Source organism: Saccharopolyspora antimicrobica (assembly GCF_003635025.1).
GTDB classification, from domain to species: domain Bacteria; phylum Actinomycetota; class Actinomycetes; order Mycobacteriales; family Pseudonocardiaceae; genus Saccharopolyspora; species Saccharopolyspora antimicrobica.
The window spans coordinates 5,554,900-5,572,744 of record NZ_RBXX01000002.1 but is presented as its reverse complement, the minus strand read 5'-3'; the positions used below and the strand labels follow the sequence as shown (position 1 = coordinate 5,572,744).

The following is a 17,845-nucleotide window of genomic DNA, read 5'->3' as shown; positions in this document are numbered from 1 at the left end:
GCCTAGCGCCGCACTTCGGCCGGTACCGCGGGGATCTTCGCCAGCGCCGACGGCAGCGCGTGCCCGACCAGTCCTGCGAGGTGCTCGCGCAGCTCGCCGAGCTTCGAGACGTCGATGCCGGTGTCGACGCCCTCGCGGTGGAACAGGTGGATCAGGTCGTCGGCGGCGATGTTCCCGGTGGCGCCCGGCGCGAAGGGACAGCCGCCGAGCCCGCCGAGCGCGGCGTCGAACCGGCGGATGCCGCAGCGGTAGGCCTCCCAGGCGTTGGCATCGGCCATGCCGTAGGTGCTGTGCAGGTGCAGGCCGATCCGCTCGATCGGGAACACGTCGCGCACGGCGGTGACCGCGCGGGTGATGTCGCTGGGCGAGGCGGCGCCGATGGTGTCGGCGAGGTGCAGGACGTCGACACCGATGCGCTCGTAGTGCCGGGCGACGCGCACCACGCGCTCCACCGGGGTGTCGCCGTCGAACGGGCACACGAACGCCGTCGCGATGCAGCCCTCGGTGCTGACCCCGGCGTCGTGCAGGATCTCCGCCGCGCGGGCCAGGCGCTGCATCGCTTCCGCTGTGCTGACACCGGAATTCGACTCGCTGTGGCCTTCGCTGGCCGACATCACCAGCCGCGCGTGCTTGGCACCCGCCTCGACCGCGCGCTGCGCACCGCGCTCGTTGAGCACGAGCGTGTGGAAGGTCGCGGGCCGGCCGGCCAGCCCGGTGACGACCTCGGCGGTGTCGGCCATCGTCGGCACCCGCTTCGGGCTGACGAACGAGCCGATCTCCAGGCTCTGGAAGCCGGCGTCCACCAGCAGCTCGCCGAACCGGATCTTGTCCGCGGTGGGCACCACCACCGGTTCGATCTGCAACCCGTCGCGCAGCGACACCTCGGTGATGAGCACCATCAGATCACTCCTTCGGTCCGCAGCTCGTCGGCCTGCTCGGGCGGGATGCCCAGTTCGTCGAGGACTTCACCGGTGTGCGCGCCGAGTTCCGGGCCGAGCCAGCGGGTGCGGCCCGGTTCTTCGGAGAGCTTGGGCACGATGCCCGGGAACAGCACCTCGCGGGTCTGCTCCTGCTCGATGCGCACCGCGTGGCGCTCGTGCATGCCGCGCGCCGCGTAGTGCGGATCGGCGACGATGTCCGGCACGTCGTAGATAGGTCCACTGGGGACGGACGCGCCGGCGAGCAGCTCCAGGATCCGCGGGCTGTCCGCCGTCGCGGTCCAGGCGTTGATCGCCGCGTCGATCTCGTCGCTGCGCTCGACGCGGCCCACGTTGGTCTGCAGCTGCGGGTCCTCGGCCAGATCGGGCCGGTCGATCAGCCGCATGAGCCTGCCGAAGATGGCGTTGTTGTTGCCGCCGACGACCACGTACTTGCCGTCCGCGCACTGGTAGGTGTTGGAGGGGACCACGCCGGGGATGGTCGGGCCGGTGGCCTCCCGGGTGACGCCGAAGGCGTCGAAGTCCGGTACCGAGGACTCCATGAGCGAGTAGATCGCTTCGTAGAGCGCGACGTCGACGGTCTCGCCCGGCCGGCCGGCGCGGCGGCTCAGCAGGCCCATCAGCGCGCCGATCACCGCGTAGAGGCCGGCCACCGAGTCGGCCAGGCTGACCCCGGTGCGCACCGGCGGCAGACCCGGGTAGCCGGTCAGGTGCCGCACCCCGCCGAACGCCTCGGCGACACCGCCGAAGCCCGGGCGCTCCCGGTACGGGCCGGTCTGGCCGAAGCCGGAGATCCGCACCAGCACCGCTTCGGGGTTGACCGCGCGGATCTGCTCCGGACCGAGGCCCCACTTCTCCAGGGTGCCGGGCCGGAAGTTCTCCAGGACGATGTCGGCGCCCGCGATCAGCCGCCGCGCGATGTCCTGCCCGCGCTCGGCGCGCAGGTCCAGGGTGATCGAGCGCTTGTTCCGGGCCATGGCGCGGAACAGCAGCGACACGTCACCGCCGTGCAGCCGCCAGCTGCGCAGCTCGTCGCCGGTGCGCGGGCGCTCGACCTTGATCACGTCGGCGCCGAACTCGGCCAGGATGCGGCCCGCGGTCGGCGCGGCGATGAAGTTGCCCAGCTCGACGACCCGGACTCCGGTCAGCGGGCCGTGTCCCGTGGACGTCATCGGGTCCTCTCCTGTTGTCACGTGCGATCGGTGGGAGGGCGATGTGCGCGCCCGTGGGCCACGAGGTGTCCGCCTCCGCAAGCCCTGCTGTGCCACTATTTGGGAAACCCTTCCCAAAACTGACAAGCAGCGAACGTAGCCGCCCGAATCCGCCCGCACAAGACCCACCGCACGGCTCCCCGCCGGGAAATCCCCCACCGACTACGACGAGAAGTCGAACGGCCACGCACCGCCACTCGCTGCGGGCAGCGGAAAACCCGCCCGGCCTGCGATCTCAGCCGCGGCCAGGCGGGTTGCTGCGCAATTTCAATGGAAATCAGGCATCCGATTTCCATTGAACTTGCGCATCCGATTTCAAGGGAAGTTGCGTCCGCGCACGGTCAGCGCAGGGGGTTGGCCTCGACGAGCTCTTCGGGCGCGGAGAGGCGCCACGCCTCGTAGACCAGCTCTTCGAGCTCGTCGGCGGCGATCTTCGGCAGCTGCACCACGACCCAGCCGTAGCCGCCCGCGGTGAACTGGACCTCGAACACCTCGGGGCGCTCGGAGACCAGGGCGATCTGCTCGGACAGGGTCTGCTTCAGCCCGACCGTCTTGGTGCGCGGCCAGTGGTAGCCGAAGCCCTTGCCGCGCACGCTGAAGGACGTGTAGTCCCGCCCCTCGCGCTGCTCGACGTCGGCGAGTCCCTCGATGATCCGGAAGAACCGGCTGCTGGCCACACCCATGCCGACATCATCGCGCACCCCACCGACAAGCACCGGCGATGCCCTGCCGCGACGGCCTTGATCGCCGCGCCGCCGTGTGTATGCTGTGCCGGTCCGTCTTCGTCGCCGCCGGTCGAGCACAACTCTTCCCCGGCGCACAAGCGCTGCCCGCGGCAGAACTGGAGCCGACCCCGCGCCGGCCCCGACGAATCGGATGCTTCGAATGTCGGACATCGTTGTCTTCGCCAACACCGCGATCACCATCATCGGTGTCGTGGTGCTCATCCTCCGGGTCAAGATCAGCCCGGCGATCGCGCTGGTGCTCGGTGCGATCTACCTGGGCCTGGTGTCGGGCCTGGGGCCGGAGCAGACGATCAAGTCGATCACCACCGGGTTCGGCGACCTGATGGGCGAGGTGGGACTGCTCATCGCCTTCGGCGTGCTGCTGGGTTCGCTGATGGCCTCGCTGGGCGCGATCGAGCAGCTGGTCGAGCGCCTGGTGCGCCTCTTCGGCCCGAAGACGCTCCCCTACGCCTTCGGCTCCACGGTCGGCACCGTGCTGCAGTCCATCTTCGCCGACGTGCTGCTGGTGATCACCGCGCCGCTGGCCAGCAGGTTGTCCCGGCAGATCGGCCCGCACGGCGCGGCCCGGATGTGCGCGGCGATGGCGCTGGGCATCGAGGTCGGCCTGGTGTTCGTGGTGCCCGGCGTGGGCGCGGTCGCGCTGGCCGGCGTGCTGAACCTGCCGTTCGGCAAGATGTTCGTCTTCGGCCTCGTCACCGCCGTGTTCACCATCGTCACCACGCTGGCGCTGTTCACCGCGCTGGCCAAGCGCGGCCTGTGGAACCCGAAGCTGGACGAGACCGAGGAGCTGCCGGTCGCCGACGTCGAGCCCCCGGCGGACCGCCGGTTCCCGCCGCTGGCTCTGTCGCTGTCGCCGCTGCTGCTGGCGCTGGCGCTGATCGCGTTCGGGGCGATCGCCGAGATGATGGGCCTCAGCTCCCCGGCCGTCGACTTCCTCGGCGACCCGGTCATCGCACTGCTGATCGGCCTGGTCGGCGCGCTGGCCATCGCCCGCTGGAAGCTGCCCAAGGAGCAGACCGAAGCGGCGTTCAAGCGCGGGTTCCACGAGAGCGGGCAGATCCTGATCCTCACCGGCGTGGGCGGTTCGCTGGCGCAGACGGTCAAGGACGTCGGGCTCGGCGAGCTGCTGAAGGACTACTTCACCACCAACACCCTCGTCCCGCTGCTGCTGGTCTGGGCGGTGGCGGCGGTGCTGCACATCGCCGTCGGCTCGGTGGTGCTCGCCTCGATCACCGCGGCCGGCGTGCTGGGCCCGGTGATGCCGATGCTGGGCATCGACCCGGTCTTCGTCGCCCTGGCCGCGGGCGCGGGCTCGCTGTTCGTCATCCACGCCACCAGCAACACCTTCTGGCTCCTGCAGACCCTGCTGCCGCAGACCACTCGCGGCGCACTGAAGTCGGTGACCCTCACCGTCTCGGCGGCCTCGGTCATCGCCATGATCCCGATCCAGCTGATGGCCTTCCTGTTCTGAGCCTGGGAACGGAAGTCCGCCTCAGCCACCACCAACGACAAGGCTGCCCAAGCGGTGTTGCGGTTACCGGGCCCGGCAGGTCCTGAGGTAGCTGAGGAACGATGCCTGCAGGCCGGTCACGTGCGTTTCGCGCAGGACCGCGCTGGTGACGGCTCCGCCGCGGGAGGTGAGTCGATGAAGGACGGTGGCCACGTTCTTCGCGATGTTCTGGTAGATGGCCAGGTCTCCGAGCAGCTCTCGCTCGTTGAGGGTCACGTGGAGCTTGGCGGCATGCTGCCTGTCACCCATCTCTTGGAGCTGGGCGAAGATCTGGCTGTCCGCACCGGCGACGCCGGGGCTGCCCGCTCCGATGCTCTCGAAGAGCGTGCTGCCGGTGAGCCAGGTGTAGAGGCTGAAAAGGCCGCCGTAGGAGTAGCCGAAAAGGCCATGACCGTTCGTGGCCGTGCCGTAGTCGCGTTCGATCCGCGGGTGCAGTTCCGCGGTGAGGAAGCCCAGGAACGCATCGGCGTGAGTGTCGCGCAGTTCGGCGAGGTAGGCATCGGATTCCTCGCGTGTCCTCGCGCCCGCTTGAAACCCCGCCTCCACGGCATCGATGAGCTCCTCGGCGATGGGCTCGCCGGGTGGCACGAGGTCTCTGTTGCGCAGCCGATCCCAGTGCTGCGCGTCTTCGCCCGCGTAGCCGACGCTGACCTGGATGTAGGGCTGGATCCGCTGCATGGGGTCCGCCTGGGTGACGATGAGCGGAGCCGTCATGCCCACGGCCCAGTTGCCGTCGAGCACGTACACGGCAGGCGCTCGCGTCGTGGCGGGGTCGTAGCCCGGTGGCGTGGTGACCCAGACGCCGTAGTCGTGCCCGCCGCTGGAGCGCATCTCGAAGTAGTCGGTGTCGGCGAGGCAGCCCTGCCACATGGTGCTCATCAGAAGTCCTTCACAACACGTCCGGCTTGGACGACGAGTACGGCGTCGGCGAAGAGCTTCGGATCTTCGACCGGACAAGGTCCCACGAGCCATGTCCTCCGCCGTCGGTGAGCTGACTGCAACCATGGTCGAAGCACCACGGCACCGTCAGTCTTTTCCAATGGATAAACTGTGGGAGTGATCCTGTCAAGCGCGGAACGCACCGGCGACGCACGCGAGCGCCTCCTGGCTCGGCTTCTCGACGCCTTCGACGAGGCCCTTCCCGCACCGGAGGTGTCACTCCGCGAGATCGCCGCCCGGATCGGGACCAGCCACGCCCTCCTGCGATACCACTTCGGGTCGCTCCCGGGCGTCCTGGCAGCCATGCTCAAGGCGCAGCGATCCCGTGACAACGAGGCGCTTTTCGAGGCCGCCCGGCAAGGCACCTTCGACGACCTCGTCGTGGCGATCTGGCGGACCTACACCCGCCCGGAGCAGCTGTCGCGCGTTCGCGGCTTCTTCCACGTCGCAGGTCTGGCCGCGTACAGTCCGGAGAACTTTCGCGAGTTCATCGACTCACTCGACGACCTGACCAAGATTCTGGCCTCGCTCGCGGAACGCGAAGGGCTCGAGGTCGAGGAAGCGATGGTCACGGCCTCCGTCACCATCGCCGCGATTCGCGGCCTGCTCCTCCAGGAGGTCCTGGCTCCGGCAGTCAACTCGGAGGACGCGGTCACCTTGATCCTGCGCATGAGCAAGGGCCAATCCGCGCCGCGGACGCATCCGGAACCTTGAGCAGGTAGTACCGCAACGACGGAGGGCACAAAACACTCACGGGTCTTGACCTGCGGCGGGTGTCGTAGGCTGGGCGGATCGTGCGACGCATCGTCTTCCTGCTGCTGCCCCGGCTGCACCTGCTCGACCTCGCCGGGCCCGCGCAGGTGTTCTCCACCGCGGCCAACCTCGGCCTGGGCTACGCGCTGTCCTACGTCGGACAGGGCGAGAACGTGCTGAGCGCGCAAGGACTTCCGCTGCACGCGGGCACCGAGTGGCCGGAGCTGACCGCGGACGACCTGGTGCTGGTGCCCGGGTCGCGAGTGCCCGATCCGCCGCACTGGCCGCGGCTGCACGCGGCCTCCGCCGAGCGGCTCCGCGCACACCACGCCGCCGGTGGCGCTGTGGCCAGCGTGTGCTCCGGCGCCGACGCGCTGGGGCAGGCCGGGCTGCTGCACGAACGGCGCTGCACCACCCACCACGGCCTGCAGGACGAGCTCGCGCGCCGGTACCCCACGGCGACCGTGGTGCGCGACGTGCTGTTCGTCGAGGACGGCCGGATCACCACCTCGGCGGGCATCGCCAGCGGGATCGACCTCGCGCTGCACCTGGTCGCCGCCGACCACGGCCCGGGAGCGGCGGCCAGGGTCGCGCGCGACATGGTCGTCTACGCCCGCCGCAACGGCGAGGACCAGCAGGACAGCGCGATGCTCCGCCACCGCGCGCACCTCAACGACGCGGTGCACCGCGTCCAGGACCTCATCGACGCCCGCTTCGCGGAGCCGCTGCCGCTGGCCGAGCTCGCCGCCGCCGGCGGCTGCAGCGAGCGCACGCTCACGCGCTCCTTCGTGCGCGCCACGGGGCTGACGCCCCTGCGCTACCAGCAGGCACTGCGCATCGAGCGCGCCGAGCACCTGCTCGCCCAGGGCGCGACCGCCGACGCGGCCGCCCGAGCGGTCGGCTTCACCGACTCGCGCATGCTCCGCCGCTTGCGCGCCCGGGAGCGCTGACACCGGATCGGCGTATCCGTTCGCCGTGACATCCTGGGATCGGCTGTTTAGCATCGGGTTCGCCACTTGGAAGTGTCTTCACAATCATGAAGTGAGGGTGATCCGGTTGCCGTCGCTGGATGAGTTGGGATTCCGCCTGCACGCCGACGATTCGGTCCTCATCGCCCGCACCGACGTGGCCGCGGGCACCTACTCCGGAATTCACGTGCCCGCCGAGGTGCCGCGCGGACACAAACTGGCCACTGTGGACATCGCGGCGGGCGCGCCGGTCCGCAAGTACGGCCAGATCATCGGATTCGCGTCGCGCCCGATCACCGCCGGTGAGCACGTGCACACGCACAACGTGGCCTACCAGGAGTTCCACCGGGAGCACGCCTACGGCGCCGACGTGGTGCCCACCGAGTACGTGCCGAGCGCGCAGCGCGCCACCTTCCAGGGCTTCGTGCGCCCCGACGGCCGGGTCGGCACCCGCAACTACCTGGCGGTGCTGACCTCGGTGAATTGCTCGGCGACCGCGGCGAAGATGATCGCCCGCCGGATCGAGGCCTCCGGCGTGCTCGACGACTACCCGAACGTCGACGGCGTCTGCCCGCTGACGCACACGCTGGGCTGCGGGCACAGCGGGCAGGGCAACGAGGGCTTCGAGGTGCTGCGCCGCGCGCTGCGCGGTTACGCCGGGCACCCCAACCTCGCCGGGCTGCTGGTGATCGGGCTGGGCTGCGAGGTCAACCAGGTCAAGAGCCTGACCGAGGACCTGCGGCTGCCGCCGGGCATGCCCGTGCACGCCATGACCATCCAGGAGCTCGGCGGCACGAAGAAGACGGTGGCCGAGGGCGTGCGGCGGATCGAGGAGATGCTGCCGGTCGCCAACGCCTACCAGCGGCAGACCGTGTCCGCGGACAAGCTGGTGCTGGCCATGGAGTGCGGTGGCTCCGACGCCTACTCCGGCATCACCGCCAACCCGGCGCTCGGCGCGGCGGCGGACCTGCTGATCCGGCACGGCGGCACCGCCGTGTTCGGCGAGACCACCGAGATCTACGGCGCCGAGCACCTGCTCACCCGGCGCGCGGTCAGCCGCGAGGTCGGCGAGAAGCTGGTGGACCGGATCGCCTGGTGGGAGAAGCACGTCCAGATCGACGACAGCTCGATCAACAACAACCCCTCCCCCGGCAACAAGGCGGGCGGGCTGACCACGATCCTGGAGAAGTCGCTGGGCGCGGCGGCCAAGGGCGGCACCACCAACCTCGTCGACGTCCTGCAGTACGCCGAGCCGATCACCGGCCGCGGCCTGATGTTCATGGACACCCCCGGCTACGACCCGGTCAACGCCACCGGGCTGATCGCGGGCGGCGCGCAGCTGCTGTGCTTCACCACCGGCCGCGGCTCGGCGTTCGGCTGCAAGCCCGCGCCGAGCATCAAGCTGGCCACCAACACCCCGCTCTACGAGCGCATGACCGACGACATGGACATCAACTGCGGCGTCATCGCCGACGGCGAGCTGACGGTCGCCGAGATGGGTGAGCAGATCTTCGAGCACATCCTGCGGGTCGCCTCCGGCGAGGAGACCAAGAGCGAGGAACTCGGTTACGGCGAAGAGGAATTCGTCCCCTGGCACCTGTCCACAGTGCTCTGACAGCGGCGTCCGATTCCCGCGAGACACCGGCACCGGCGGCACCGCATGCGGATGATCCGGGCTCAAGCGTCCTGGGCGCAGCGGAAGCCGGTGTTGCCGGTGGAGGTGTCGGGGGTCAAGCCCTGGCGGGCCGATACCCGGTAGCGGCGGCAGTACGAGTCGTGGCACAGGTAGGAGCCGCCCCTGGCACTGCGGCCGGGGCTCCCGGGGGCGAACCGGTCGGCACACCACTCCCAGACGTTGCCGGTGGTGTTGTGCAGGCCGAAGGCGTTCGGTTCGAACGCGGTGACCGGGCAGGTGCCGACCCAGCCGTCGGACCGGTCGTTGTGCTGCGGAAACGTCCCCTGCCAGACGTTCATCCGGTGTTCCCCGCCCGGTTCCCGCTCGTCGCCCCACGGGAAGGGGCTGCCGACGAGTCCGCCGCGCGCGGCGTACTCCCACTCCGCCTCAGCCGGGAGCCGCAATCCGGACCACGTGCAGTACGCCTGCGCGTCGTTCCAGGACACGTGCACCACGGGATGATCGGCCCTGCCGTCCACATCGGACCCCGGCCCTTCCGGGCGGCGCCAGTCGGCTCCCTCGACCTGGCGCCACCACTGGGCCGCCGCGACTCCGCGGGTCGGCGGGAAGTCGTCGGGCAGCAGGCCCGCGAACACGAAGGACCAGCCCCACCGCTCGGCCTCCGTGCGGTAGCCGGTGGCGGCGGTGAACTCGGCGAACTCCGCGTTGGAGACAGCGGTGCGGCTGATCCGGAACGGCCCGACCCGCGCTCTCCGGACCGGCCCTTCCTCCGCGTAGGCGAGCTCGTCCTCGCTGCCCATCAGGAACGAGCCGCCGTCGAGCCGCACCATGCCCTCCGTCCGGGGAACGGCGGCGGGCGAGACTTCGGCGTCCGCCGTGGGCCGTCCTGCCGAAGGTGCGCAGCAGGCTCGTTCAGTCATGGGCGGCCTTGAACCGGGCGCGATCCCGGTCGGTCTCGGCGTTGTCGTGCAGGTCCTCGCCCAGGTCGACGCGGACCCGGTGCAGCCGGCCGGTGAAGGCGTTGTCGGCCACCGGGTAGTCGTCGGTGACCGGCGTCGCGCGGTCGACGCCGATGTCGAAGGTCTCGTCGAAGGCGAAGTAGTACGGGATGGTCTTCGGGACGACGACCTCGCCGACCTGCTCCCCGTCGACGTGCAGCGTCACGTCACCGCCCCGGCCGACACCGCCGCCGTGGTAGGCGAAGTCCACCTGGATCTCGTGGCTCCCGGCAGCCAGTGGCGCGCGGGCCCGCGCGGTGTGCACCTCCAGGCCGAAGTAGTTGTAGGCGTAGCAGAGAAGACCCTCGTGGAAGTACACCGACCAGCCGCCGAAACGGCCGCCCTGGGCGATGATCACGCCCGCTGCCGCGCCATCGGTCTCGACCCAGGCGGTCACCCGGTGCGAGCGGTTCTTGACGTTCGGCGCCGTCTCCTCCGTCAGCCGCTTGGCACCGGCGTGGAAGGTGATCGACCGGCGCTCGCCCATGAGGTCGAGCCGCCCGGCCTCCTTCGGGTTCTCCCGCTCGGTCATCCGGTCGTCGAGCGGGAACACGCCGTGCCTGCCCGCCTCGACGAGGAACAGCTGCTTGAGCTCGTTGAGCTTGCCCGGGTGCTCGGCGGCGATGTCGCGCGCCTGCGTCCAGTCGACCGAGGTGTCGTAGAGCTCCCACTGGTCGTCGTCGAAGTAGCGGCGCCGCTCGCCCTGGACCATCTCCCACGGCGTGCCGTGGCGGGTCACCGCCATCCAGCCGTCGTGGTAGATGCCGCGGTTGCCGACCATCTCGAAGTACTGCAGCCGGTGCCGGTCCGGAGCATCGGCGGCGTTGAAGCTGTAGAGCATGCTGGTGCCCTCGATCGGCTTCTGCGCGATCCCGTCCACCTCGACCGGGTGCGGGATGCCCGCCGCCTCCAGCACCGTGGGCACCACGTCGATCACGTGGTGGAACTGGTGGCGCACCCCGCCCCGCTCGGCGATCCCGCGCGGCCAGTGCACGATCATCCCGTCCCGGGTGCCCCCGAAGTGCGAGGCGACCTGCTTGGTCCACTGGTAGGGCGTGTTCATCGCCAGCGCCCAGCCGACCGGGTAGTGGGCGTGGGTCGTCGCGTCGCCGAGCGCGTCGGCGTTGTCGAGGATGAACTCGGCGCTGTCCGGGATGCCGCTGGCGAAGCGGTGCTCGTTGAGCGTGCCGCCGAGCCCGCCCTCCGCGGAGGCGCCGTTGTCGCCGAGGATGTAGATGAACAGCGTGTCGTCCAGCGCGTCGAGCTCCTCCAGCGCGTCGACGAGCCGGCCCACCTGGTCGTCGGTGTGCTCGGCGAAGCCCGCGTAGAGCTCCATCAGCGAGGCGGCCGCCCGCTGCTCGGTCGCCGACAGCTCGTCCCAGTGCGGAACGCCTTGCGCCCACGGCGCCAGCTCGGCGTCCTCGGGCACCACGCCGAGCTCCTTCTGCCGCCGCAGCGTGATCTCCCGCTGCCGGTCCCAGCCGTGGTCGAACGCGCCCCGGTACTTGTCGCGGTATTCGCGGGGCACGTGGTAGGGCGCGTGTGTCGCGCCGAAGGGCAGGTAGGCGAAGAACGGGTGGTCCGGCTTCAGGGATCGCTGGTCGCGCACCCAGTCGATCGCATGATCGACGAGGTCCTCGGACAGGTGGTAGCCGTCCTCCGGCCTGCGCGCGGGCTCCAGCGGGGTCGTCCCGTCGAACAGCAGCGGGTACCAGTGGTTCATCTCGGCGCACAGGAACCCGTAGAACTTCTCGAAGCCCTCCCCCGTCGGCCACCGGTCGAACGGCCCCGCGGCGCTGACATCGCGAGCCGGGGTCTGATGCCACTTGCCGAAAGCGGCGGTGTTGTAACCGTTTCCGCGCAGCACCTGCGCGAGCGTCGCAGCGCTGCGCGGGCGGATGCCGTTGTACCCGGGTGCGGCGCTGGCCATCTCGGTGGTCACGCCCATGCCCACGGAGTGGTGGTTGCGGCCGGTCAGCAGCGCCTGCCGGGTCGGCGAGCAGATCGCGGTGACGTGGAAGCGGCTGTAGCGCAGACCGCCGTCGGCGAGCCGTTCGGCGGTCGGCATCCGGCACGGGCCACCGAAGGCGCTGGGCGCGCCGAAGCCCATGTCGTCGATGAGCACGACCACCACGTTCGGGGCCGACTCCGGTGGTCGCACGGGTTGCACGGGTTCGAACGGGGGTTGCTGGTCACGCGCGTCCAGCGCGGTAGTCGGTGTCCCTGTCTCGTCCGGGATCGGCAGTCGCTCGCGGGAACGGGCGGCGTCGCTCATCCACACCTCCAGGCGCATCCACGGAGATCTTCCACGTCCTCCGCGAATCCACCAAGAAGACGGGCATCGCGGTCTCACCGAATGAGACCGTCGACGACCGCGCCGCACCGGATTCCGGGCTAGGACGAGTCGCCCAGGACCAGCCGCAGGATCTCCTCGAACCGCTCGGTGGTCGGCGGCTGGTCCCGGAGCAGGCTCTGCAGGAGCACTCCGTCCATGAGGCCGACCAGCACGTCGATGCGCACCGGGTCGTCGGTGTAGCGGCGGCCGAACTCCGCGACGGCGTCCATCCAGCGGTGGGTCGGCGGGCGCAGCCGCGGGTCGCGGGCGGCGCGGAGGTACAGCTCGTACTCGGCGAGCAGGTGCGCCGAGCGGGCGACGACCTCGGTCATCAGCTCGGCCAGCGCGCGCAGGCTGTCGGCACCGCCGTCGGCTCGCTCCGCGAGCACGCGCATCCGCTCGGCGTCCTCGTCCATGCAGCGGGTGAGCGCCTCGGTGAGCAGGTCTTCGATGCCGTTGAAGTAGTAGGCCGCGGCGGTCGCGGGCAGGCCTGCCTCGCGGGAGACCGTCCGGTGGCTGACGCCTGCCACGCCGTCGCGGGCCACGACGCGCAGGGTCGCCTCGATCAGTTCCTGCTTTCGCCGCTCGCCCTTGAGCCGGCGCCCGTCGGTGGTCGGCTCGCTCAGCGTGCCACCTCCCAAGTGCATGTTCACGCCGCCCGTACTGTACGCAGAAGCGGTGGCCTGCTCGCGCAAGCCACCGCCGGGTTCACACCGCCACCGGGTCGACCTCCCGCGACTTCCGCCTGAGCAGCGGGAAGGCCAGCAGCGCCACCAGGAAGGTGAGCCCGCCCGCGCCGGCCGCGATGACGAATCCGCCTTGGACGCCGAAGGCCTCGATCGCCTGGCCCGCTGCCGCCGCGCCGAGCGCGACGCCGATGTTCAGGCCGGTGATCGCCCAGGTCATGCCCTCCGTGAGCTTGCCGGCCGGGACGAACTTCTCGACCATGCCCATGACCACGATCATCGTCGGGGCGAAGAAGATCCCGGCGAAGAACACCGTCACCGACAGCGCCGGGATACCGCCCACGACCAGCATCGGCAACGTGGTCAGCGCGGTGCCCGCGGTGAACACCAGGAGCAGCCGCGGCAGCGGAACGGTCAGCCGGCGCATCCCGAAGACCAGTCCGGACAGCCCGGAACCGAGCGCGTAGACCGAGACCACGATCCCCGCGGCCGCGGGCTGCCCCAGGTGTTCGGCGAAGGCCACGCTGACCACGTCGACGGTGCCGACGATGACGCCGCCCGCCACCAGCACGAGCACCAGGAACTTGACCGCGCCGCCCTCGATCGCCGAGCCGCCGGTGACCTCCGCGGCCGGCACCACGACCGGCTCGGTGCGGCGTTGCGCGACGAACAGCAGCACGCCGACGGCCAGGAACACCGCGGCCACCAGCGGGCCCGCCTCCGGGAACAGCGCGGTGCACAGCGAAACCGACAGCGCGGGGCCGATGACGAAGGTCAGCTCGTCGACGACCGACTCCAGCGAGAACGCGGTGTGCAGCCGCGGCGAGTCGCGGTACAGCTCCGACCACCTGGCCCGCACCATCGCGGCCATGCTCGGCATGAACCCGGCCAGCACGGCGAAGACGAACAGCGTCCAGACCGGTGCGCCGTAGCGGGCGCAGAGCAGCAGCGCGCCGAGCGAGGCGACGCTGATCCCGGTCACCGGCAGGAGCACCCGGCCCTGCCCGAGGCGGTCGACCAGCCGCGACACCTGCGGGGCGATCAGCGCCATGGACAGCGTGAACGCCGCCGAGACCGCGCCCGCCAGGCCGTAGTCGCCGCGCATCTGGGCGAGCATCGCGATGATGCCGATCCCGGTCATGGGCACCGGTATTCGAGCGACGAGTCCCGCCGCGGCGAAGGCGAGCGAGCCTGGTGCCGAGAACAGCTCTCGGTACGGGTTAGCCATGGTGCGCACCGCTTCCGGCGACGTCCAGCAGCGTGCAGGGCATCGGGTCTCCCCTCAGAAATTTGAACGTTCGTAACAATTGAAACGATCGTTAGATTAGATACCACGAGCCGGCGCGTGGATCTACCGCGGGAGCCGTGCGCGAGACGAGGCGGAAGCCGCCGACGAGGGCCGACGGAGCGGAAAGCGGGAGTGCGACCTTGACCACAGGCAGGTTCGATGCACTCTGCAACTAAGAGTGCAATAATGCACTATGCAATGAATCGTGCAAATGATGTGCGCCGCCGACGTATCGCGCAGATGACTTCGTTCGCCCGCAGGCTGACCGCGGAACGCGGCCTGTCGGGATTCACCGTCGAAGAGGTCTGCGAGCACGTCGGGATCTCCCGGCGCAGCTTCTTCAACTACTTCACCTCGAAGGACGACGTCGTCCTCGGGGTGCCCGCCCGCAGGGACGACGAGGACCTCACCGCCTGGTTCACCGGCCGCGGCCGACCGGACGACCCCGGGATCTCGCCGACCCTGCTCGACGACCTGGCCGAGTTGTCGGTGCGCCGCTGGGACAGCTCGGGAATCACCGCCGAGAGCATGCACGACGTCCGCGCGGCGTTCGAGCGCGAACCGCGGCTGCTCACCAAGGGTTTCGAGCGACTGCTGCGCGATGAGCAGTCCGACGTGGAGCTCGTCGAGCGGCGCGAAGGACTGCCCTCCGGAGACCTCCGGGCGGCTGCCGCCGTGCAGCTCATCCAGGTCCTCGTCCGGGCCAGCGCCTGGGAGTTCCTCGCTCCGGCCGACACCGGCACCTACGCGGAGATCCTGGGCCGCCGGCTCGCCGCCGCCCGCGAGCTCCTCGCACCACCCCACGACCCCGAACGGACATCATGACAACGACCGCTCCCGCCCCGCTGCTGCTGACCCAGCGGCGGATCTGGATCATCTTCAGCGCGCTGATCGCGGGCATGCTGCTGGCCAGCCTGGACCAGACGATCGTCTCGACCGCGATGCCGACGATCGTCGGCGACCTCGGCGGCGTCGAGCACCAGGTGTGGATCACCACCGCCTACCTGCTGGCGACCACCATCGTGATGCCGATCTACGGCAAGTTCGGCGACGTGCTCGGCCGCAGGCGGCTCTTCCTGGTGGCGATCGCGATGTTCACGCTCGCCTCGGTGGGCTGCGCCTTCGCCACCGACTTCTGGACGTTCGTGGTGTTCCGGGCCATGCAGGGCCTCGGCGGCGGCGGGCTGATGATCCTCTCGCAGGCGATCATCGCCGACATCGTCCCGGCCAGCGAGCGCGGTAAGTACCTCGGACCGCTCGGCGGCATCTTCGGCCTGTCGGCCGTCGGCGGGCCGCTGCTCGGCGGGTTCTTCGTCGACCACCTCACCTGGCAGTGGGCGTTCTACATCAACATCCCGATCGGCATCGCCGCGTTCATCATCGCGCTGGTCGCGCTGACCCTGCCGAACAAGAAGGCGACCCAGCCGATCGACATCCTCGGCGTGGTATTCCTCTCGGTGGCCACGACCTGCCTCATCTTCTTCACCGACTTCGGCGGCGACAAGGCGCACGGCTGGACCGCGCCGGAGACCTGGGCCTGGGGCGCCGGGCTGCTCGCCTCGGCGATCGCGTTCGTGATCACCGAATCCCGCGCCGCGGACCCGATCATCCCGCTGAGCCTGTTCCGCAACCCGATCTTCATCAACGCCACCGCGATCGGCCTCACCCTGGGCCTGGGCATGTTCGCCGCCATCGGCTTCCTGCCGACGTTCCTGCAGATGTCCTCGGGGACCTCGGCGGCCGTCTCCGGTCTGCTGCTGCTGCCGATGATGGTCGGCCTGCTGGGCACCTCGATCGCCTCCGGTGGCCTGATCACCAAGACCGGGCGGTACCGGATCTACCCGATCATCGGCACCGTCATCACCGGCTCCGCCATGGTCATGATGACCACGCTGGCCGCCGACACCCCGATCTGGCTGATCTGCGTCTTCCTGTTCGTCTTCGGCGCGGGTCTCGGCCTGATCATGCAGGTGGTCGTCCTGGTGGTGCAGAACGCGGTCCCCGCTGCCCTGATCGGCACCGCGACGAGCACGAACAACTACTTCCGCGAGGTCGGCGCCGCGCTCGGCGTGGCGGTGTTCGGCACGATCTTCACCACTCGCCTCACCGAGAACCTCACCGAGGTCTTCACCGGAGCGGGCGCGTCGGCGGCCGATGCATCGACGGCCACCGCCACCCTCGACCCGAAGACCCTGAGCCAGCTGCCGGAACCGGTCCGCGACGGCGTGGTGACGGCCTACGCCGACGCCCTCGCCCCGGTCTTCTGGTACCTCCTGCCGTTCATCGGCATCGCCTTCCTGCTCGCCCTGTTCCTCAAGCAGATCCCGCTCTCCGACGTCGCGGGCCTGGTCGACCGCGGTGAAGCGATCGGCGGCGAGGAAGCCGAGCGACTGGAAGCCGAGCAGCGCAAGGGCAAAGCAGAAGGAGTCGCCGCCACCCGGCACGACAGCCCGACGCCCTGAGCGCCCCCTGGACGCGGCCGGCCCCTCGTCGGCCGCGTCCAGGGCTGGGTGAGGCACCTTTCGCGAGTGATCACGCAGGAGCGTCGTCGGCCCGGATCACGAAGGTCAGCAGGGCTCGGGGTCAGATCAGGATCTGCAGCGGGTTCTCGACGGTTGCGGTGAAGACGTTGAGCCACTTCGCCGCCAGAGCGCCGTCCGCCGGGCGGTGGTCGACCGACAGGACCACGTCGATCACCTTGGCCGGCACCACGCTTCCGTCGCGGACCACCGGTTCCTCCCGGATCGCTCCGATCGCCAGGATCGCCGCTTGCGGCGGGTTGATGATGGCGTCGAACTCCGCCACCCCGAACATGCCCAGGTTGGAGATCGTGATCGAGCCGCCCTGCAGGTCCTCGGGGCGCAGCCCGCCGTTCCTGGCCTTGTCGGCGCATTCGCGCATCCGCCCGGAGATCGCCGAGACCGACATGTCCTCGACACCGCGCAGCACCGGTGTCACGAGGCCGTTGTCGGTTGCGACGGCCACCGAGATGTCGACGTGGTGGAACCGGCGGACGGCCTCGGGAAGCCACACCGCGTTCATCTCCGGGACCGCCGCGTGGGCCTTGGCGACCGCCTTGATCAGCAGGTCGTTGACCGAAACCCGCACCGGGCCGGTCGAATTGACCTGCTCGCGCAGCGCCAGCAGAGCTTCGACCTGGAGGCGAGCCCGCAGGTAGAAGTGCGGCGTCGTCTGCTTGCTCTCGGTGAGCCGGGTCGCGATCACCTTGCGCATCCGGCTGTGCGGGATGTCCTCGTACGCTCCGGCAGCCGCCGTCGGCTGCGGGTCCTGCGGTGCGGCGGCCGGTTCCCGGCGGCGGGCGGCGATGGCCGCTTCGATGTCGCGGCGCACGATCCGGCCGCCCGGACCGGTGCCGGTCAGCTCGGCCAGGTCCAGCCCGGCGTCCTTGGCCTGCCGCCGCGCCAGCGGGCTGGCGAAGATCCGCCCGCTGCGGTCCTCCACCGGAGCCGGCGCCGCGGGTTCCGGGACTTCCCGCCGCACCGCCGGCTTCGCCTCGCCGGGCTGCGCGACCGCGACGCCCAGCCCGTCCAGCAGCGCGTCGATGTCCCCGGTTCCTTCGCCGTCGGCACCCAGCACCGCGACCGGTGCCCCGACCGAGACCTCGACGCCCGGTTCGTACAGGGTTTTCAGCAGCACGCCAGCGGCGTCGGCACTGACCTCGACCTCGGCCTTGTCGGTCTCGATCGAGACGAGCGGGTCACCGGCGGCGAACGCGGCGCCTTCGGCGAGCAGCCAGGTCGACAGCACCACCTCGGTGGTGTCGGCGGCCACCTCGGGCACGCGGAGAAGCTCAGCCATGATGTACCTCCTCAAGCG

The 17,845-nt window shown here is 70.2% G+C and carries 15 protein-coding genes; 6 read left to right on the top strand and 9 right to left on the bottom strand.

What is annotated here, in order from left to right; translation table 11 throughout:
* Positions 1-2: 2 nt before the first annotated feature.
* The 3 genes from ATL45_RS26710 to ATL45_RS26700 form a co-directional block, all read right to left on the bottom strand.
* The gene (locus tag ATL45_RS26710; protein ID WP_093149514.1) at positions 3-899 is read right to left on the bottom strand and encodes a hydroxymethylglutaryl-CoA lyase; all 897 of its coding nucleotides are present in this window, start codon (positions 897-899) and stop codon (positions 3-5) included.
* Positions 899-2,110, bottom strand: a complete 1,212-nt coding sequence (locus ATL45_RS26705; RefSeq protein ID WP_093149519.1) for a CaiB/BaiF CoA transferase family protein — start codon at positions 2,108-2,110, stop codon at positions 899-901. Before ATL45_RS26705 ends, ATL45_RS26710 begins: the two co-directional genes overlap by 1 nt.
* 380 nt (positions 2,111-2,490) lie before the next feature.
* Positions 2,491-2,832, bottom strand: a complete 342-nt coding sequence (locus ATL45_RS26700) for an MmcQ/YjbR family DNA-binding protein (RefSeq protein WP_093149523.1) — start codon at positions 2,830-2,832, stop codon at positions 2,491-2,493.
* Between the two features lie 202 nt (positions 2,833-3,034).
* Here ATL45_RS26700 and ATL45_RS26695 point away from each other — a divergent pair, with 202 nt between their 5' ends.
* Complete coding sequence (locus tag ATL45_RS26695; RefSeq protein ID WP_093149526.1) at positions 3,035-4,366, top strand: GntP family permease; 1,332 nt, start codon at positions 3,035-3,037, stop codon at positions 4,364-4,366.
* Between the two features lie 63 nt (positions 4,367-4,429).
* Here ATL45_RS26695 and ATL45_RS26690 read toward each other — a convergent pair whose 3' ends face one another.
* A complete protein-coding gene (locus ATL45_RS26690; RefSeq protein WP_093149531.1) occupies positions 4,430-5,284 on the bottom strand; it encodes an alpha/beta hydrolase in 855 nt (284 codons plus the stop codon).
* 177 nt (positions 5,285-5,461) lie between these two features.
* On the opposite strand from ATL45_RS26690, the gene ATL45_RS26685 reads away from it, so the two are divergent.
* From ATL45_RS26685 to ATL45_RS26675, 3 genes are all read left to right on the top strand, one after another.
* The gene (locus ATL45_RS26685) at positions 5,462-6,058 is read left to right on the top strand and encodes a TetR/AcrR family transcriptional regulator (protein WP_093149535.1); all 597 of its coding nucleotides are present in this window, start codon (positions 5,462-5,464) and stop codon (positions 6,056-6,058) included.
* Between the two features lie 80 nt (positions 6,059-6,138).
* The gene (locus tag ATL45_RS26680; RefSeq protein ID WP_093149540.1) at positions 6,139-7,047 is read left to right on the top strand and encodes a GlxA family transcriptional regulator; all 909 of its coding nucleotides are present in this window, start codon (positions 6,139-6,141) and stop codon (positions 7,045-7,047) included.
* Between the two features lie 97 nt (positions 7,048-7,144).
* Complete coding sequence (locus ATL45_RS26675) at positions 7,145-8,680, top strand: UxaA family hydrolase (RefSeq protein WP_246025872.1); 1,536 nt, start codon at positions 7,145-7,147, stop codon at positions 8,678-8,680.
* A gap of 62 nt (positions 8,681-8,742) precedes the next feature.
* On the opposite strand, the gene ATL45_RS26670 is transcribed toward ATL45_RS26675, so the two are convergent.
* From ATL45_RS26670 to ATL45_RS26655, 4 genes are all read right to left on the bottom strand, one after another.
* The gene (locus ATL45_RS26670) at positions 8,743-9,621 is read right to left on the bottom strand and encodes a formylglycine-generating enzyme family protein (protein ID WP_093149544.1); all 879 of its coding nucleotides are present in this window, start codon (positions 9,619-9,621) and stop codon (positions 8,743-8,745) included.
* The gene (locus tag ATL45_RS26665) at positions 9,614-11,974 is read right to left on the bottom strand and encodes an arylsulfatase (protein ID WP_093149825.1); all 2,361 of its coding nucleotides are present in this window, start codon (positions 11,972-11,974) and stop codon (positions 9,614-9,616) included. The genes ATL45_RS26670 and ATL45_RS26665 overlap by 8 nt, the downstream gene beginning before the upstream one ends.
* A 119-nt stretch (positions 11,975-12,093) precedes the next feature.
* Positions 12,094-12,681, bottom strand: coding sequence for a TetR/AcrR family transcriptional regulator (locus tag ATL45_RS26660; protein ID WP_211841478.1), 588 nt, complete (start codon positions 12,679-12,681; stop codon positions 12,094-12,096).
* Between the two features lie 61 nt (positions 12,682-12,742).
* Positions 12,743-13,948, bottom strand: a complete 1,206-nt coding sequence (locus ATL45_RS26655; RefSeq protein ID WP_093149547.1) for an MFS transporter — start codon at positions 13,946-13,948, stop codon at positions 12,743-12,745.
* A 300-nt stretch (positions 13,949-14,248) separates the two neighbouring features.
* Between ATL45_RS26655 and ATL45_RS26650 the strand changes: the two genes are divergently transcribed.
* Both ATL45_RS26650 and ATL45_RS26645 read left to right on the top strand, forming a co-directional pair.
* Positions 14,249-14,833: a TetR/AcrR family transcriptional regulator gene (locus tag ATL45_RS26650; RefSeq protein WP_246025557.1), complete on the top strand. Its 585-nt coding sequence runs from the start codon at positions 14,249-14,251 to the stop codon at positions 14,831-14,833.
* Positions 14,830-16,470, top strand: coding sequence for an MDR family MFS transporter (locus ATL45_RS26645; protein ID WP_177241929.1), 1,641 nt, complete (start codon positions 14,830-14,832; stop codon positions 16,468-16,470). The genes ATL45_RS26650 and ATL45_RS26645 overlap by 4 nt, the downstream gene beginning before the upstream one ends.
* Positions 16,471-16,591: 121 nt before the next feature.
* On the opposite strand, the gene ATL45_RS26640 is transcribed toward ATL45_RS26645, so the two are convergent.
* Positions 16,592-17,827, bottom strand: coding sequence for a dihydrolipoamide acetyltransferase family protein (locus tag ATL45_RS26640; protein WP_093149557.1), 1,236 nt, complete (start codon positions 17,825-17,827; stop codon positions 16,592-16,594).
* Between the last annotated feature and the right edge of the window lie 18 nt (positions 17,828-17,845).